Origin of the sequence: Cytobacillus firmus DS1 (assembly GCF_000565285.1) — a bacterium.
GTDB classification, from domain to species: Bacteria; Bacillota; Bacilli; order Bacillales; family Cytobacillaceae; genus Cytobacillus; species Cytobacillus firmus_A.
On the sequence record NZ_APVL01000013.1, the window covers coordinates 1 to 16,721 of the forward strand.

At 41.5% G+C, this 16,721-nt stretch carries 17 protein-coding genes and 1 other annotated feature; all 17 genes read right to left on the bottom strand.

The window, feature by feature from the left end; all coding sequences use genetic code 11:
- Nucleotides 1–85: 85 nt before the first annotated feature.
- The 17 genes from PBF_RS16555 to PBF_RS16630 all read right to left on the bottom strand — a co-directional run bounded on the left by PBF_RS16555 (nucleotide 86) and on the right by PBF_RS16630 (nucleotide 16,537).
- On the bottom strand, nucleotides 86–904 hold the full coding sequence (locus PBF_RS16555) for a pyruvate, water dikinase regulatory protein (protein WP_035331132.1): 819 nt from the start codon (nucleotides 902–904) through the stop codon (nucleotides 86–88).
- 28 nt (nucleotides 905–932) lie between these two features.
- Nucleotides 933–1,568: a helix-turn-helix transcriptional regulator gene (locus tag PBF_RS16560; RefSeq protein WP_035331133.1), complete on the bottom strand. Its 636-nt coding sequence runs from the start codon at nucleotides 1,566–1,568 to the stop codon at nucleotides 933–935.
- A 255-nt stretch (nucleotides 1,569–1,823) separates the two neighbouring features.
- A complete protein-coding gene (glyS, locus tag PBF_RS16565) occupies nucleotides 1,824–3,896 on the bottom strand; it encodes a glycine--tRNA ligase subunit beta (protein WP_035331134.1) in 2,073 nt (690 codons plus the stop codon).
- A complete protein-coding gene (glyQ, locus tag PBF_RS16570) occupies nucleotides 3,889–4,779 on the bottom strand; it encodes a glycine--tRNA ligase subunit alpha (protein ID WP_035331136.1) in 891 nt (296 codons plus the stop codon). Before glyQ ends, glyS begins: the two co-directional genes overlap by 8 nt.
- A gap of 117 nt (nucleotides 4,780–4,896) precedes the next feature.
- Nucleotides 4,897–5,082: a binding site (T-box leader), on the bottom strand.
- Nucleotides 5,083–5,152: 70 nt separating this feature from the next.
- On the bottom strand, nucleotides 5,153–5,905 hold the full coding sequence (recO, locus tag PBF_RS16575; protein ID WP_035331138.1) for a DNA repair protein RecO: 753 nt from the start codon (nucleotides 5,903–5,905) through the stop codon (nucleotides 5,153–5,155).
- Nucleotides 5,906–5,935: 30 nt separating this feature from the next.
- Nucleotides 5,936–6,079 (bottom strand): YqzL family protein, encoded by a 144-nt coding sequence (locus PBF_RS25210; RefSeq protein WP_009332996.1) that lies wholly within the window; start codon nucleotides 6,077–6,079, stop codon nucleotides 5,936–5,938.
- A gap of 157 nt (nucleotides 6,080–6,236) precedes the next feature.
- A complete protein-coding gene (gene era, locus PBF_RS16580) occupies nucleotides 6,237–7,151 on the bottom strand; it encodes a GTPase Era (protein WP_035331139.1) in 915 nt (304 codons plus the stop codon).
- On the bottom strand, nucleotides 7,144–7,542 hold the full coding sequence (locus PBF_RS16585) for a cytidine deaminase (protein ID WP_035331319.1): 399 nt from the start codon (nucleotides 7,540–7,542) through the stop codon (nucleotides 7,144–7,146). Before PBF_RS16585 ends, era begins: the two co-directional genes overlap by 8 nt.
- 364 nt (nucleotides 7,543–7,906) lie before the next feature.
- Nucleotides 7,907–8,299, bottom strand: a complete 393-nt coding sequence (locus tag PBF_RS16590) for a diacylglycerol kinase family protein (RefSeq protein WP_035331141.1) — start codon at nucleotides 8,297–8,299, stop codon at nucleotides 7,907–7,909.
- Nucleotides 8,277–8,747, bottom strand: a complete 471-nt coding sequence (gene ybeY / locus PBF_RS16595; RefSeq protein WP_035331142.1) for an rRNA maturation RNase YbeY — start codon at nucleotides 8,745–8,747, stop codon at nucleotides 8,277–8,279. The genes PBF_RS16590 and ybeY overlap by 23 nt, the downstream gene beginning before the upstream one ends.
- On the bottom strand, nucleotides 8,744–10,936 hold the full coding sequence (locus tag PBF_RS16600; protein ID WP_152539697.1) for an HD family phosphohydrolase: 2,193 nt from the start codon (nucleotides 10,934–10,936) through the stop codon (nucleotides 8,744–8,746). The genes ybeY and PBF_RS16600 overlap by 4 nt, the downstream gene beginning before the upstream one ends.
- 209 nt (nucleotides 10,937–11,145) lie before the next feature.
- Nucleotides 11,146–12,111: a PhoH family protein gene (locus tag PBF_RS16605; RefSeq protein ID WP_035331144.1), complete on the bottom strand. Its 966-nt coding sequence runs from the start codon at nucleotides 12,109–12,111 to the stop codon at nucleotides 11,146–11,148.
- Nucleotides 12,108–13,301 carry a sporulation protein YqfD gene (gene yqfD / locus PBF_RS16610; RefSeq protein ID WP_035331146.1) on the bottom strand — a complete coding sequence of 398 codons (1,194 nt, stop codon included), beginning with the start codon at nucleotides 13,299–13,301 and terminating at the stop codon, nucleotides 12,108–12,110. The genes PBF_RS16605 and yqfD overlap by 4 nt, the downstream gene beginning before the upstream one ends.
- Nucleotides 13,302–13,319: 18 nt before the next feature.
- The gene (yqfC, locus tag PBF_RS16615) at nucleotides 13,320–13,610 is read right to left on the bottom strand and encodes a sporulation protein YqfC (protein ID WP_035331147.1); all 291 of its coding nucleotides are present in this window, start codon (nucleotides 13,608–13,610) and stop codon (nucleotides 13,320–13,322) included.
- A gap of 62 nt (nucleotides 13,611–13,672) precedes the next feature.
- Entirely contained in the window at nucleotides 13,673–14,152 is a 480-nt protein-coding gene (locus PBF_RS16620; RefSeq protein WP_035331148.1) for a hypothetical protein, read from the bottom strand.
- A 34-nt stretch (nucleotides 14,153–14,186) separates the two neighbouring features.
- Nucleotides 14,187–15,185 (bottom strand): flotillin-like protein FloA, encoded by a 999-nt coding sequence (gene floA / locus PBF_RS16625; RefSeq protein WP_035331150.1) that lies wholly within the window; start codon nucleotides 15,183–15,185, stop codon nucleotides 14,187–14,189.
- Between the two features lie 20 nt (nucleotides 15,186–15,205).
- On the bottom strand, nucleotides 15,206–16,537 hold the full coding sequence (locus PBF_RS16630) for an NfeD family protein (RefSeq protein WP_035331151.1): 1,332 nt from the start codon (nucleotides 16,535–16,537) through the stop codon (nucleotides 15,206–15,208).
- Nucleotides 16,538–16,721: the final 184 nt, after the last annotated feature.

Here is a 16,721-nt window from a genome sequence, read left to right on the forward strand (position 1 = left end):
ACTTACTCAGATTGGACTTTCACCAATTAGCAATTAACGGCTTACTGGGCACGCAAAAAGAAAAGGCACATAAAGAATTTATGTGCTAGCTTTTCGGAAAGCTTTTCCGATATTGATTTAAAATCATATTGGCTGTTTCTTCTACAGCTTTGTTCGTGACATCAATAACCGGGCATTTAATTTTGGAAACGGTTTTTTCAAAGTAACCAATTTCTTCTTTGATTCTCTCTATATTAGCATAGCTTGCATTGTCGCTTAGACCTAATGATATCAAGCGCTCTCTTCGGATAAAGTTTAATTTCTCAGGGCTGATTTTCAGGCCGAAGCACTTATCCGGCGGGACAAGAAACAGCTCTTCTGGAGGATCGACTTCAGGCACAAGGGGCACGTTAGCCACTTTAAGGCGCTTGTGGGCAAGATACTGGGAAAGAGGTGTTTTTGAAGTCCTTGATACACCAATAAGCACTATATCAGCCTTTAATATTCCACGAGGGTCACGGCCATCATCATATTTGACAGCGAACTCGATTGCCTCAATCTTTTTAAAATAATCCTCATCAAGCTTTCTGACCAGTCCTGGTTCAAAAAGAGGTGTAATGCCGCAGGCTCTTTGGATTTGATCCATTAAAGGACCAACAATATCAAAGGCATATATCCCTTCTTCAGCAGACCTCTGGTTAATATATTTCCTCATGTCCGGCTTGACCATCGTATAGGCTATCATTCCATTATCCAGCTTTGCGAGCGAGATGACTTCATCAATATGTACTTTCTCTTCAACATATGGAAAACGCTTAATAGATATATCACTGCCATTGAATTGGCTCGTTGCAGCTTTTGTTACAAGTTCGGCCGTTTCTCCCACTGAGTCCGAAACGACGTAAATGACGGGCAATTTTTCCATCCTTCAACACCATCTCCTTCTTACATTGCTACTTTTCCCCGGCCAGAGCCAAGAATGCTTTTGTCAGATTTGTTTTGGTTATCCTGCCGTTTACCTCGAACCCTTTCTCCGTCTTTTTTACAACAGGAAGGGCGTCGATTTGCTTTTCAATCAGCTTTTTAGCAACTTCTATGAGCAAATCATCTTTTTCACACATAGTAATGTTAGGCATTCTAGTCATGATGATATTTACAGGGATGGAATTTAGCTCCTGCTTGCCAATACTTGCACGCAGTAAATCCTTCCTTGACAGAACCCCAACAAGCAGTGAACCCTGATCGACAACAAATAATGTTCCGACATCTTCAAGAAACATTGTCACAATTGCATCATATACCGAAACATTCTCATTAACCACTACAGGAATGGATTGATAATCCCTTACATATAGCTTCTGAAGGTTTTCTGTCAACAGCTGGGCCCCAGTCTTCCCTGTATAAAAATAGCCTACACGCGGACGGGCATCCAAATAGCCAGCCATCGTTAATATAGCCAGATCCGGCCTTAGTGTTGCCCTCGTTAAACTAAGCTGTTCGGCAATACTCTCACCAGTGATCGGGCCGTTTTCCTTAACGATTTCTATGATTTTTTCCTGCCTTTTATTTAATTCGATTTTCCTCACCACCTAATCTGAAAAGGAGATGCTATTGGCACTCATTTCCCATTATAATAAGGTTATACTTTTATATAATTATTATATACTATTTGTCATAAATGAAAAGATGTGTTTCATATTAGTTTGCTTTATGCTGCCTAATATGCCCAAAATACGAAAGAGCCCGTCAGTATGATAACCAGGCTCTTTCCTGACAGCCACGACAGCTGTCTTTTAACTTAGATTTTAATCGTATTCAAGCATAAAACGCAAAATTTTAGCTTATTACTTAACAATTATTTCATTCATATTTGCAAATTTCTTTATCATATCTGCCAAATGTGCCATTTGGTTAAGCCTATTGCGGCGAACTTCCTGATTCTCATCCATTACCATAGTATGCTCGAAGTATTGATCAATTTCAGGTTTCAAGCTGATTAGCAAGTTAAAGGCTTCTTCCTCGTTAACCTCTTTTCTCAATTCCTCGCTTACAGATAAATATTTGCTGAACAGAGCTTTTTCGCTTTCATTTTCAAATAAGCCGCTGTCTATATCCCCTTTATCTTCTGCCTTAGAAGCAATGTTGATTACCCGGCTAAGAGCTTCAATGCTTTCCTTGAAGACTTCAGCATCCTTGTGGGACTCCAAAACTTGGGCTCTATTCACAAGTGAAGGCACGGAGCCGATATCATTTCCTAAAACAGCTTCAATTAAGTCATAGCGCACTGCTTTTTCCTGCAGCATGAATTTAATTCTTAATTTAAAGAAAGAAACTAATTCCTGCATCAATTCACTTTTTGATTTCTTTCCAATATCCGCATTAAGAACGGTCTCAGAAGATAATGAAATCAATTCTTCGAGTTTCAGATTCCAGTTTTTCGCCAATAACGTCTGGATGATACCCGATGCCTGTCTTCTTAAGGCATATGGATCCTGGGAACCGCTTGGAATAATCCCAATTGCAAAGGATGACACAATTGTGTCCAGCTTTTCAGCAATGGACAGCACTGCACCGGCATCACTTTCTGGCGTCCGGTCCTCTGCATTGCGCGGCATGTAATGTTCATTAATTGCACGCGCCACAGCTTCTTTTTCACCTTTTTGCAGGGCGTATTTTTCCCCCATAAAACCTTGCAGCTCAGGAAATTCATAAACCATATGAGAAACAAGGTCAAACTTTGAGATTTCAGCAGCGCGGTCTGTCACTGCTTTTGCTTCATCACTGAAGTCAAGATTCTCGCTCAGTTTCGCAGCCAGCCGGCGGACACGATCTACCTTTTCAGCAAGTGTTCCAATTTCTTCATGATACACAATGTTTTTAAGTTTTTCGAGCGATGCTGCGATATCCGTTTTTTGGTCTTCCCTGTAGAAGAAAGCTGCATCAGAAAGTCTTGCCCGCAATACTTTCTCATTTCCTTTAGCTACTTTCTCCAAATGTTCATGAGATCCATTCCGGACTGTAACAAAGTAAGGAAGAAGCCTGCCTTCTTTTGACTTTACAGGGAAATAGCGCTGATGCTCTTTCATTGAGGTAATTAAAACCTCTTCCGGAAGTTCCAGATATTCTTCTTCAAATTTGCCATATAATGCTGTCGGGTACTCAACCAGATTATTTACTTCTTCCAATAAATCTTCATCAACAGGAATCACCCAATCATTCTCTTCCTCAATTTTTTCCAATTGAGAGAGAATAGCACTTTTTCTTTCCTGAGGGTTAGTAATGACATATTGTGCCAGCAGGGACTTTTCATAGTCAGAGGGATTGTTAATTTCAATCTCTTCCCCGAGAAAACGATGCCCCCTTGTAAGGTTGGAAGTCTGAACATTCGTGATTGAGAAAGGAATAACTTCATTTCCGAATAATGCCACAAGCCATTTGATCGGCCTGATAAAGCGCAGATCCTGGTTTGCCCAGCGCATATTCTTCGGAAAGGATAACGAGGTGACAATCTGCTGAAGCTCAGGCAGCAGTGCAGCTGTTTCCTGTCCTTTAATGAATTTGCTGACATGGGCGTATTCAACACCGTTAATTTCTTTAAAAAATATATCTTCAACAGAAGCTCCCTGCCCCCGGCTGAATCCAACAGCAGCTTTTGACCATTCTCCATCCCCGGTTAGTGCGATTTTTTTCGCAGGTCCTTTCGCCTCCTCATTTATGTCCTCCTGGGCGGTATCCACTCCCGTAATAAGAACAGCCAAACGGCGTGGAGAGGAGAAAGCGCTGATCTCGCCAAAAGATATTTTCTTTTCCAACAGCCATGATTTCACTTTATCTGAAAGCTGATTCATTGAATTAGTGACAAATCTGGCAGGCATTTCTTCGAGTCCAATTTCCAGCAGAAGATCTTTCTTATTCATGAGATCCTTCCTCCTTATCCTTTAGAATTGGAAAGCCAAGTTTTTCTCTCTCTTCATAAAAGGTTTTGGCTATTTTTCTGGCCAGATTCCGGCATCGTGCAATATAGCCTGTTCTTTCTGTTACTGAGATCGCTCCCCTTGCATCAAGCAGGTTAAAAGTATGGGAACATTTCAATACATAGTCATAAGCCGGGTGCACAAGCCCTTCATCCATTTGCCTATGTGCTTCTTTCTCATAGATATTGAATAAATTGAAGAGCATTTCCTGATCAGATGTTTCAAACGTGTATTTCGAATGCTCAAACTCAGGCTGCAGGAAGATATCCCTAACCGTAAATCCTTCTGTCCATTCAAGATCAAACACATTTTCCTTATCTTGAATGTAGGAGGCTAGCCTTTCAATTCCGTATGTAATTTCAACAGATACAGGCTTGCATTCCAATCCGCCTACCTGCTGGAAGTATGTGAACTGTGTTATTTCCATTCCATCAAGCCACACTTCCCATCCTAAGCCCGCGCATCCCAGAGAAGGATTTTCCCAGTTATCTTCTACAAACCGGATGTCATGTTCAAGCGGGTCAATGCCCAATGCCTTGAGTGAATCAAGATACAGCTCCTGGATATTATCCGGTGACGGCTTCATGATCACCTGGAATTGATGATGCTGGTAAAGCCGGTTTGGATTCTCTCCATAACGGCCATCGGCCGGACGGCGTGAAGGCTCTACATAAGCCACATTCCACGGTTCTGGTCCGATCGCTCTTAAAAATGTATAAGGGCTCATCGTACCTGCGCCTTTTTCAGTATCATAAGCCTGCATCAGGATGCACCCCTGTTCAGACCAATGTTTTTGAAGTGTTAATATCATGTTTTGAATATTCATAGGACACCTCTTTCTTATTTGTTGTAAAATAAACCTTTATGAACATAGCAGCTGTCTACCTACAGAACTTCCATCTTTCTGTGAACATAAAAAACTCCCGTCCCTATGCCCACATGGCATAGGGACGAGAGTTTACCCGCGGTTCCACCCTATTTGCTGCGAATTTGAGCGCAGCCTCTTTGGTTGTCGATAGACAATATTGCTCCGGAGCGCCCTTCCTTAACCATCCATACCCGGCTCCCACTGTCCCGGGTTCGCTTTAATGAGAAAAAGTTAAGTACTCTTCTCCTTCACAGCAATGTTATTTTATTAATTTGAATCATAGCGGAATCACATTGGATTGTCAATCTTAAGTAAAGCAAAAATGAACTCATTATATAAGATCATTAAACTTGTCCATTTGATTCAGAAACTTCTTAGTCTTAAGGTTTAAGCCGGAATACTCTTCATAATAAGCAGATATAATCTTCTTCAATTCAGCTTTGGTTTCAGGTTTAACCGAGATATTGCCGAGCCTGGACAAGTCAAAAAAATAAAACAGGCGCAGCAGCTTAATTGTCGCCTGTGATACTTTATAATGATAAGAATCCTTATCAAGACAGCGGTGACAAATGAGGCCGTTTTCCCGGATAGAAAATGCAAAATGCCCATCTGTGCTGCCGCAGACAGAACATTGATCAAGAACTGGATATAAACCCAGACCATTCAGCATTTTCATTTCATAAATGTTCGTGAGAATTTCCGGGTCATATCCTTCGTTTATTAAATTTAGCGTCTGATACAGCAATTCGAACAAAAATGGGTTGGGCCTCTTATCCTCACTGCTTTTATCAGTCAAATCGACAATATAGCTTGCATAAGCCGTCAGAAAAATATCTTCTTTAATAGATCGCATGGATGAAATCATGTCCCCCTGCTGCAGGGTACCCAGACCGCTTCCGCGCTGAACTAAAAAATTCCCGTATGTAAAAATCTGGGTGACAGCAGCAAGTCTGCTGTTCGGCTTTTTCGCTCCTCGTGCCATCACACCAACTTTTCCCCATTCACGGGTATATAAAGTAACTATCTTATTTGTTTCACTATAATTAGTTGTCCTGATGACGATGCCTTCACATTTATCAAGCAACTGTGACACCATCCCTGTCTTTCGACAAACCTATGAGATGGGAAAATCTGCTTCTGCTAGCTCTTCATCATTGCTGCCGGGTATATCCTGAGTTTCCTTTTCTAGCTCCTTGAAGAGAAGATATGTGTCAATATTTCCTGTCTGGGAAAACACTCTCCAGGTAAAATCCATCATCGAAAACCCCACCTTTCAGTTATTCAACTAGCAATTCTTTATCCCAATACATTTATATATATCATAGCCTGTCTTTGTAAAATCATGAGACGAAAATATTGTCAATCACCTGTATGCATATAAACCAGAAATGGATAATACTTTAATTAGGGCTGGTTCAGTACTCATCTTCACGGAACCCAAAATCGCGGAGCTGAGACATTTTATTGCGCCAGTCTTTCTGAACTTTGACCCAAAGCTCCAGAAAAACCTGTGACCCAAGAAGATTTTCAATATCCACCCTTGCTCTTTTTCCGATTTCCTTGAGCATTTTTCCTTGCTTTCCAATCACAATGCCTTTTTGGGAGTCACGTTCCACAATGATCGTAGCCATGACATGAACGACATCCTTGTCTTCGCGGCGCTCCATTTTATCAATAGTTACAGCCAGCGAGTGGGGTATTTCCTCTCTTGTTAAATGCAGCGCTTTTTCCCTGATCAGTTCGGAAACGATAAATCTTTCTGGGTGATCTGTTACTTGATCAGCAGGATAAAACTGCGGCCCTTCCGGAATATATTTTTTTATCTGTCCTAACAAAGTCTCTACATTATTGCCTTCTAAAGCAGAAATGGGGATAATTTCGCTGAACTCGTACTTTTCCTTGTATGACTCAATAATTTTAAGAAGTTCATCTGGATGTACCTGGTCGATCTTATTAATCACAAGGAAAATCGGTGTACGGACTGACTGAAATTTCTCAAGTATGAATTCTTCACCGCGTCCAAAGCCTTCCTGGGCATTTACCATAAACAGGATGACATCCACTTCTTTTAGTGTATTTTGGGCAACTTTCATCATAAAGTCTCCCAGTTTATGCTTTGGTTTATGGATTCCTGGCGTATCAATAAAAATAAATTGTGCGTCATTGGTTGTCAGGACACCCTGAACCTTATTGCGCGTTGTTTGCGGCTTATCACTCATAATGGCAATTTTCTGCCCAATTACGCGATTTAAGAATGTTGACTTCCCTACGTTCGGTCTGCCGATTATTGAAATAAAGCCTGATTTGTGTCCTTGTTGTGTATTATTCATGTAAATCCTCCGGTGAAAATGCTCCTGGCAGTAATTCTTCAACTGTTAATTCTTTAATATCCCCTTTTAAGTTGGTTAAAACAACTTTCATTTCAGGCGGACATAATTCGGATATTACCTGTCTGCATGCACCGCACGGTGGGACAGGACGGTCTGTATCAGCAACAACAGCAATGGCCGAAAAGCTTTTTATGCCATCAGAATATGCTTTAAAAAGCGCAGTCCTTTCAGCGCAATTACACATGCTGTACGCTGCATTTTCTATGTTGCAGCCGTGAAAAACCTGACCGTCACTGCTTAATAGCGCTGCTCCCACTTTGAATTTTGAATATGGCACATATGCTCTATCTCTTGCAATCTTCGCTTCCTGTATAAGCTGATCGTTGTTCACAAATATTTCTTCCTTTCCTGTAAAAACGGAGCTGCTCCTCATGCAACCATGGTTCATAGGGCTGGCAGCCGCTTCTCTTATATTTTACAACATTTTACTTTGATTTTCATCGTTTGTAGCAAAAACGTAATAAAAAAATTGAATTTTCTAAAAATATTCAGACTGATTAAATTTTATATGGCCAGTGTTTTCTAAATGGGATCCCCTGCGTATCTTCCCAGCCTGCGTAATTTATTGCTGTTCTGTCATTTTAGCTGATTCAGTGAACGTTTTCAAACTCAGGCATGATAATTCTCAGCAGATTACTGACAGCCTTTATCATTAATATAGAAAAAGCAAAGCTGCCCATTCGGACAGCTTCACATTACTGCAAAAATATCAGAATTTTAGGCAGGAATATAACTCCGCCTATTATTACACTTACAATGGAATACACCAGCACCGCTCCAGCGGCTATATCCTTCGCCTGCTTTGCAAGGGGATGGTAATCTTCTGTTGCCAGATCCACAGCCCTCTCAATGGCTGTATTCAGCAATTCAAGTGAGAACATTCCCCCGATGGCCAGCAGAATGATCATCCATTCAAGCCTGGTAATGCCAAAATATATTCCAGAGAACATGACAGCCAGGGATACTGCCAAATGTATCTGCAGATTCCTTTCATTCAATAACGCTGTTCTAATACCGGAAAAAGCAAATACAAAGGATTTGAGGACATTGTGTTTTCGGACTTTTTTATCTTGTGAGCCCGAATTCATCAAGTATATCCTTCTGGCGGGAAAACATTTTTTTCTCATCATCCGGATTTTCATGATCATAGCCAAGAAGATGAAGGAAGCCATGGACCGCCAAAAACCCAAGCTCCCTTATAAAAGAATGTCCATATTCCTCCGCCTGCTCCTTCGCCTTTGCAGTGGAGATGATAATATCCCCAAGGATCCGCGGCATATCAGCACCAATCAGTTCAATTTCTCCTTCGCCCAGCTCTTCCATCGCGAAAGAAATAACATCTGTCGGCCGATCTTTATCCCGGTATTCCCTGTTGATTTCGCGGATGCGCTCATTAGTCACAAAAGTAATGGATACTTCGCTTTCGGACTCCACAGATTCCTTTGAAGCCGCAAAATTAATTAACTCCTCAATTTTGGCTATATCATTTTCCTGAAGTTCATTCGTTTCGTCTAAAAAATCAATGCTTAAATTCATGCCTGTTTCACCTTCTGTTTTGTCATTTCAGGATACTCAATACGTGAATGGAAAATTCCGTTTAACGTTTCACAGAACGAGTGTGAAACGGTTTCCAGTTCTTTTAAGGTTAAATCACATTCATTCAGCTGTCCATCCTGAAGCCTGTCTGCGATTATCTTTTTGACCAAATCCTCTATTTGCTCTGTTGTAGGATGTGCCATTGAACGGACTGCAGCTTCTACACTATCCGCGATGCCAATGACTGCCGACTCTTTTGATTGCGGTTTAGGCCCTGGATAGCGGTAGTCCTCTTCTTTTACCTCGAGGCCATTCTGCTTTGCTTTGTAGTAAAAATATTTCAGCAATGTTGTTCCATGATGCTGTTCGGCAATATCCACTATCTCCTTAGGCATCTTATGCTTTCTCAGCATTTCAGCACCGTCTGCGGCATGGGCGATAATAATATTCTTACTGGTCTGAGGAGGAAGCCGATCATGCGGATTTTCAATATTCACCTGATTTTCAATAAAAAATTGCGGCCGTTTTGTTTTGCCGATATCGTGATAATAGCAGCCCACTCTCGCCAAAAGACCATTTGCCCCAATAGCTTCACAAGCTGACTCGGAAAGATTTGCAACCATTACACTGTGATGGTATGTTCCGGGAGATTCGGTCAGTATCTTTCTCAGCAGCGGATGATTAGGATTGGAAAGTTCAATTAGCCTCATAGTAGACAAAATTCCAAATCCTGCTTCAAAATATGGCAGAAGGCCAATCGCCAGGACTGCAGACGAAATACCTGAAATCAGAGCGATCACAAAGTAAAATCCAAATTCAATCGTTTCATAGTGGCCATTTCTTAAGAAGAGCATTGAGAAGATAACAAGTATGTTAACTGCAGACACGAATAAACCAGCCTGCAATATTTTGGTGCGGCGATTCTGCTTACTCAAAAACAATATGGCAGCCAAGCCGCTGCACAGGATATAAATGGCTGATGTCAGCTGGAAAGTTCCTGTAACACCTTCATTAAAAATGATGCTTCCGCAGATCGCCATAATAATTGTGTAGTACATTGCAAGCTTTTCATCAATCAGTATTTTGATCAGCATAGCTCCCATGGCTGCAGGGTAAATATATCCTATCTCTGAGTAATCAGCATATTGGAACAGGCTGATTACCTTCATAAGCAAGATTGATAAGATAAAAACAAGGCTGAACAGCAATAAATAGCTTTGCTTTAATTCCCGCTGCACATTCAATTCGTGGAAATAATAATATAGGGCTGATAAAACAATGACAATGATTAAAGTCAAGCCTATAAAAGGCTGAATCGAATTAACACTGTCTAGAAGCCCTGCAAGTTCAAGCTGCCTGTATATGTCCCTGCTGATCAGCTGATTTTCTTCAACAATGATTTGTCCCTGAAGGATTTTTACTGGCTCAACACTCTCAATAGTCTGCTGCCGCAATTCTTCAGTAGCAGCAGGATCATAAAATTGATTTTGATATATTGCATAACGCCCCAGCTCTATTGCTGCTTTTTTTAAATCTGAATTTAAGCTGGTGAACTTCAGTTCTTCTTCAACACGCTTCTTCGCGTTCTCCACCTGTTCAGCCGGAATTTCATTATTCATGATTTTATTGATGGCAGTAACAGTAAGGTCTTTCGCAATGCTCAATTCCCCCTCCTTTGCCTGCAGCAAAGTAAGGAAAACTCCATCAGTTACTTCACGTGTTACGTCATCAGTGAGTTTTTCTTTAACCATGGACAATTTGTCTTCAGGACCGGGTGCGGAAGGGTCTGGTGCCTCTGCATCTTTGCCGGCCTCATTTGCAGCAGCTTTCTTTTTCTCTTCCATCTCTTCTTTTACTTCTTCATTCACTTCTGATACGGATCCGAAAATAGAGGTAACCAGGTCGACTCTGTTTTGTGCAATCTCTTTTTTTACAACGTAAATATCCTTAACATTATTTTCTGCTTCTTTTCTCTTTCTTTCTGTGCTTGCTTTATCCTCAATTGTTATGGGTGACCTTATTGTCTGTTCAGCGACAGAGAACAGACTTAAATCCAGCTTTTCAGGCTTCACATTGCTATACATGGAAAAATACATAGCAACTCCCAATAGAACAAATAAGAGAACACGAAAAAAGGTCATATTAAGTAAATTTCTGATTGTCGTCATACTCTGTTGAAGATTCGGCACATTTACCCCTCCTGTCCTGGGTAAAAAAATTCCAATAAACTTTTAATTATGTAAAATCATATCAGTTTTTCTGGCGATTTTCACCAAGAAAAAGGCCTATCTATTAACAGGTTACCTAAACAATTCATTAATAGCAAATAATTCCATAGTAATTACCTGCCGATTTTATCCGGCAAAGAAAAAACCGCCAAAAACGGCGGCTTATAGGTTCATTGGCTATCTTCTTTTTGGTATGCCTGAATAATCCTGGCCACAAGCGGATGCCGCACAACATCACTTTGTTCTAAATGAACGAATGATAGTCCGCTTACACCCTTGAGTATGTCTTCTGCTGCGATCAGACCTGATTTTACACCCCTTGGAAGGTCAACCTGTGTTCTGTCTCCGGTAATAATCATTTTTGAACCAAAGCCCAGCCTGGTCAGAAACATCTTCATTTGCGCCTGAGTTGTATTTTGCGCTTCATCCAGTATGACAAAGGCATCATCTAAAGTTCTTCCGCGCATATAAGCCAGCGGTGCAATTTCAATCGTGCCTCGTTCAATCATTCTTTGAGTATGCTCTGTACCTAATATATCATGCAAAGCATCATACAAAGGCCGTAAGTAAGGATCTACTTTTTCCTTCAGATCACCTGGCAAAAATCCAAGGCTTTCACCGGCTTCGACTGCAGGGCGGGTAAGAATGATTCTTTTCACATTCCCATTTTTCAAAGCATTGACAGCCATGACAACTGCCAAATACGTTTTTCCTGTTCCTGCTGGCCCTATGCCAAAAACCAGGTCATTTTGGCGGATTGAATGAATGTATTGACGCTGTCCTAAAGTCTTAACACGAATAGACTTTCCTTTTGCATTTTTTGTGATTTCTTCTTCGTATAAATCACTGAAATACTCTAGTGTTCCCTTGCTTGCCATTTGAAGAGCATACATAACATCTCTCTGGCTTATATTTATTCCTTTCCGGATTACATAAAGCAGTTTATCCAGAACCTTTCCAGCCAGTTCCACCTTGTCCATTTCGCCAGACACATAAACGGATTCTCCCCTGGTTACAATGGAAACATTCAGTTCTTGCTCAATAATTTTTAGGTTTGCATCTGAATTGCCTAATAACGCAATAGCTTCATTAGGATCTTCAAGCTGCAGGTTCATTGTTTTCAAGTCTTCTGTCATTCCGAATCTCCTTGAATAATTGGTTGTCCTTCTGCAATATTCTCAATAATTTGGAAATGTATTGCTATAGTTACTTTACCATTGTCAATTGATTGGTGCAAAACTTTTTCTCCCTTAACTTTAGCATTTTCATCTAAGCTGCTTTTTATTTTTTTTCTTGCCAAATCTTTCGCAGCTTCAAAAGCCTCTTTATTGGAATATATTCTGGTGACTTGCTCTCTTTCACGGAATGTCTTATTTACATATGAAACAGGCAGTTCCCACTTCAGAAACTTTACTACTTTCTCATTTTCCTCTAATTCATACTCTTCAAACTCCGGTTTACCAAATCCCCATATGGGGATCTCAAGATTTCCGATTGTGATGCTATGCTTAACTTTTTCATTGCCGCTGAAGACTTTGAATGTGCTCTTAAGCGGAAGAATGACTTCAGATTTATACCATGTTTCCCCGAAAACCTCCCCTTTTGAAGGAACAGTCTCCGTTTGGCCCTCTTTACCGATTATCCCTGAGACTAAAAGCTGTCCTGGCTGAACATGATCGTGAATATCGACGACCGGACGTCCTTCTTCAACAAACATTTCTACAATGACAGCTTTCTTCTTGGCTACCAGATGACGCGGGCTTAAATACTCGGGTTTCTCAGGTTCATTTTTCTCAACTACCTGTAAATGGTAGGTTGTCCCTTTTAATTCCACGCCAACCCATGTTATTGCCTCAATATTGTTGGATAGCGTCCGCTGAATAGACTCCACGTTATTTACAAAGAACTGCAGCTTTCCTTTTTTAACCCCCATCTTGTCCAACTCTTTGATGATCTGATATTCAGTCGCAGGATTTGCCCCCTTAATCTCTATGCCCCAAACCATATTGGATAAAAGGAGAATGACTGCAAAAAACGCAAGGGCACCAGCTGCAAATCCGCTGTTTTTCAGCAGCCTTTTCATAAGGAACGGTGCTCCTGCCCGCTGCAGGAACTCGATTCTGCAATCGCTGTTCCTGGCGTGGCTCCTTATTTTTTTTGCATCTTCCAATTTCATTTTGAAGGTGACTGATTGCGTGCCATGGTTCTTTACATTCCAGATGTTGATTCCGCTCCGGGTAAGCGCATTAATAAATCTTTCTATTCCTTTCCCGCTTGCTTTAACTGTTACAAGGCCCCTGTAAAATTCGATCCACTGGTTCTTCATTTCCTTCCCCCTGAATTCTTAATCAGTGTCTGTAATATAAGTTACTGAATCAATTTTTCCCTCGAGCAGTATTTCTTCCGGCAATATCGTTTTTATGACGAAGGCTTTCCCTCTTATTAATAGCTGCCCCTGCTTTAATAGCAGTCTTAATTCCTTATCTGAAAAAGCCAGTAATCCCCTGTGGTTTTCTATATAGATATGGATTTGCCCAATCATTGTAATGCGGGGCAGATCCATCATGACATCTTGAGGAAGCTCCATATTTTTAGTCATCCAGCCGCGGACGAATTGTCCCCACTTTTTTGCCATAAAAAAAGAACCCCCTTTCATCTCATATTTATGAAATGAACGAAGGTTCTAGCACTTATTTTTTACCGCTTTCTGTTGAGAGACCTGTGAGGATTTTTTGATCTTGGAGGTCCAAGAATCTCGGACCAGATAATCCCGTCAACAAGCGACTGTTTCTGCGGCTCAAACTTTCCGGCTCCTGAGGCTTCCACCGGGTATCCTGTTTTTGTATTGGCTGCTGTTCCCGATATTGCGCTTGCTTTTCTTTCAGCAGCTCTCTGCTGACTCTGGAGAGCCTTCATGCTTTGTTCTGCCTGCTGTTTGCGCTGTCTGTAATCTTCCTCTATTCTTCTGGATTTCTCGGTCAGCTTCCTTTTTTCCTCTTTCAGCACTTCGGCCAAAGCAGGATCTGCAGAAGTTCTTTCCTCCTGAGCCCGGTTCTCCTGCTGTACTGAACGGGGAGCCTGTTTAACGGGCTTCTCCTCCTTCTTTTTTTTGAAAAAGGAGGAAATGAAAGCTATGACAGCAATTAGAATAAAAGGATTCTCCAATAAAAATTCCAAGAGAGTTTCCTCCCTTCTCCCTTTATGGGATCATTTAGTCATTTTTCCGGCCATTTTTGCCGTCGTCACTCATATTGCCGATTGAATCCCTCATTTCGGTATCAGCCGAGATGTTCTGGATATTCATATAGTCCATTACCCCAATATTTCCGGAACGCAGCGCTTCTGACATGGCAAGCGGCACCTGTGCCTCTGCTTCCACAACCTTCGCTCTCATTTCTTCAACACGGGCTTTCATTTCCTGTTCCTGAGCTACGGCCATAGCACGTCTTTCTTCGGCTTTAGCCTGGGCAATCTTCTTGTCTGCTTCTGCCTGTTCAGTCTGAAGTTCTGCACCAATATTTTTGCCGATATCCACATCCGCTATATCAATCGATAGAATTTCAAAAGCAGTGCCTGCATCCAGACCTTTTGAAAGAACAGTCTGAGAAATCATATCTGGATTCTCCAACACCTTCTTGTGATTATCCGAGGAACCAATTGTAGAAACGATCCCTTCACCTACCCGCGCAACGATTGTTTCCTCACCTGCACCTCCGACAAGGCGGTCAATATTGGCTCTTACAGTGATTCTGGCTTTTGCCTTAACTTCAATCCCATCCATTGCCACCCCTGCAATAAATGGTGTTTCAATTACTTTAGGATTAACACTCATCTGAACAGCTTCCAGCACGTCACGGCCAGCCAGGTCAATGGCTGCGCTTCGTTCAAAGCTTAAATCAATATTTGCACGATGTGCTGCAATTAGGGCGTTTACCACCCTGTCTACATTACCTCCAGCCAAATAATGGCTCTCCAGCTGGTTTGTAGAGACATCTATTCCTGCTTTATGTGCCTTAATTAGTGGGTTAATAACACGGCTAGGTATAACCCGGCGAAGCCTCATTCCAATTAATGTAAAGATACTGACTCTGACACCAGCTGCCAATGCTGAGATCCACAGCATTACCGGTACAAAGGTGAATAATATCCCAAGTAAAATGACACCAAGTACAACGGCAACCAGAATAGCTACGGTTCCTGCTTCTAACATATTTCTACCTCCTGAAAATTTTATTTATCTAAATCAAGCTTAGATATTTCCCTTACAACAATACGTGAACCTTCTGCTTTAACGACTTTTACCATTGCCCCCTTGAGGATAAAGCCCCCTTCACTGACAACGTCAATCCGCTCATCCCCGATGACAACAGTCCCCGATGGCCTTAGAGCCGTAAGTGCATAGCCCTCAAGGCCAATCAGTTCAAGCCTGCTCTTATTTGATATATAGCCTTTTTCAGTATTTGTGCTATCGGTTAATATGATTTTTTTAAAGAATTTCATCTTTTTACCAAACACCTTTATCATTAATATAGATGCCAATATTGAAACTCCTATAGCAATTAAAATAGATATTCCCATATGAGCCACATTATCCGAAGCCAGGAACAGGCTCCCGAGTATTGCTGCTATACCGGCTATTCCCGCAATCCCTCCAGGAAGGAAAAACTCGGCTATGATTAAGCCAATGCCTATTATAAACAGAATTAAAGTCTCATATCCCGCCAGTCCGGCCACCATATGGCCATAAAAGAACAGAAGCAGGGACGATAAACCCATTAATCCAGGGATGCCGAATCCCGGTGAATACAGCTCGAGAACCAGCCCGAGGCTTCCAATAGATAATAGAATTGGTATGACGACAGGGTGGGTAATAAAACGGGCTGCCTTTTCTGCAAAGCTTTCATCAATTGTCTGTATATTAGCTTCATCAAATCTGAGCACTTTCAGTAATTCCGCTCTTGAATCCACTGTGCCTTCCGAATAGCCCACCTGCTCAGCCTGTTCAGCTGTGAGGGTAAGCAGCTTTCCTTTCGGTGCCCCCAATTCCGGCAGGTCAACCGATTCATCTGCCATAGCAAGGGCATAAACAGGATCTCTGTCCGTTTGTGAGGCCGCACTCTGCATTGCCGCAAACCAGTATGATTCTGCTTTCTTGCCAGCTGTATTTCCCTGCTGATCAATAATTGCGGCTGAACCTATTGTTGAACCCGGCACCATGTATATTTCATCGGTATTCAAAGCTATATAGGCACCTGCAGATAAGGCCTGCTTATTGACAAAAGAAATTGTTTTTACCTTTGTTGAGGTTAACAGCCTTCCAATTTGCCCGGCAGCATCTACTGCCCCTCCGGGTGTATTTATTTCAAATATTATAGCTGATGCATTTTCTTCTTCTGCTGTTTGCACCGCTCTGCTTAAAAATGCATATAGCCCTTTTTCCACCGTTTCCTCGATAGGAACGATCAGTACTTTTTCTTTATCGGCTTTTCCTTGAATAGGGCTTCCCAGCAGCAGCAGAGCAAAAAACAATGAAAAGGCGGTTATTGCTCTTCTGGCAGTCAAAACTTTCCCCCCTTTAACCGTAAAATGACTTCTGTATGTATTTACGAATAAATCATTAAAAAGTTTCACTTTTATTTATTTCAAGATCTGCTCCAATTTTAGTATAACCTAGAAACAAATGTAATTCACTCCGCCTCCCCATTGCTGGGCAGAAAAGTAAAAAAGACCGTCAGCCATTGGCTTT

What these genes read in the sequence shown, in the direction of transcription:
- PBF_RS16555 (WP_035331132.1), bottom strand. Translation starts at nt 904, where the DNA reads ATGGAAAAATTGCCCGTCATTTACGTCGTTTCGGACTCAGTGGGAGAA.
- glyS (WP_035331134.1), bottom strand. Translation starts at nt 3,896, where the DNA reads ATGAATAAGAAAGATCTTCTGCTGGAAATTGGACTCGAAGAAATGCCT.
- glyQ (WP_035331136.1), bottom strand. Translation starts at nt 4,779, where the DNA reads ATGAATATTCAAAACATGATATTAACACTTCAAAAACATTGGTCTGAA.
- PBF_RS25210 (WP_009332996.1), bottom strand. Translation starts at nt 6,079, where the DNA reads ATGATGGATTTTACCTGGAGAGTGTTTTCCCAGACAGGAAATATTGAC.
- era (WP_035331139.1), bottom strand. Translation starts at nt 7,151, where the DNA reads ATGAATAATACACAACAAGGACACAAATCAGGCTTTATTTCAATAATC.
- PBF_RS16590 (WP_035331141.1), bottom strand. Translation starts at nt 8,299, where the DNA reads ATGAATTCGGGCTCACAAGATAAAAAAGTCCGAAAACACAATGTCCTC.
- ybeY (WP_035331142.1), bottom strand. Translation starts at nt 8,747, where the DNA reads ATGAATTTAAGCATTGATTTTTTAGACGAAACGAATGAACTTCAGGAA.
- PBF_RS16605 (WP_035331144.1), bottom strand. Translation starts at nt 12,111, where the DNA reads ATGACAGAAGACTTGAAAACAATGAACCTGCAGCTTGAAGATCCTAAT.
- yqfD (WP_035331146.1), bottom strand. Translation starts at nt 13,301, where the DNA reads ATGAAGAACCAGTGGATCGAATTTTACAGGGGCCTTGTAACAGTTAAA.
- yqfC (WP_035331147.1), bottom strand. Translation starts at nt 13,610, where the DNA reads ATGGCAAAAAAGTGGGGACAATTCGTCCGCGGCTGGATGACTAAAAAT.
- floA (WP_035331150.1), bottom strand. Translation starts at nt 15,185, where the DNA reads ATGTTAGAAGCAGGAACCGTAGCTATTCTGGTTGCCGTTGTACTTGGT.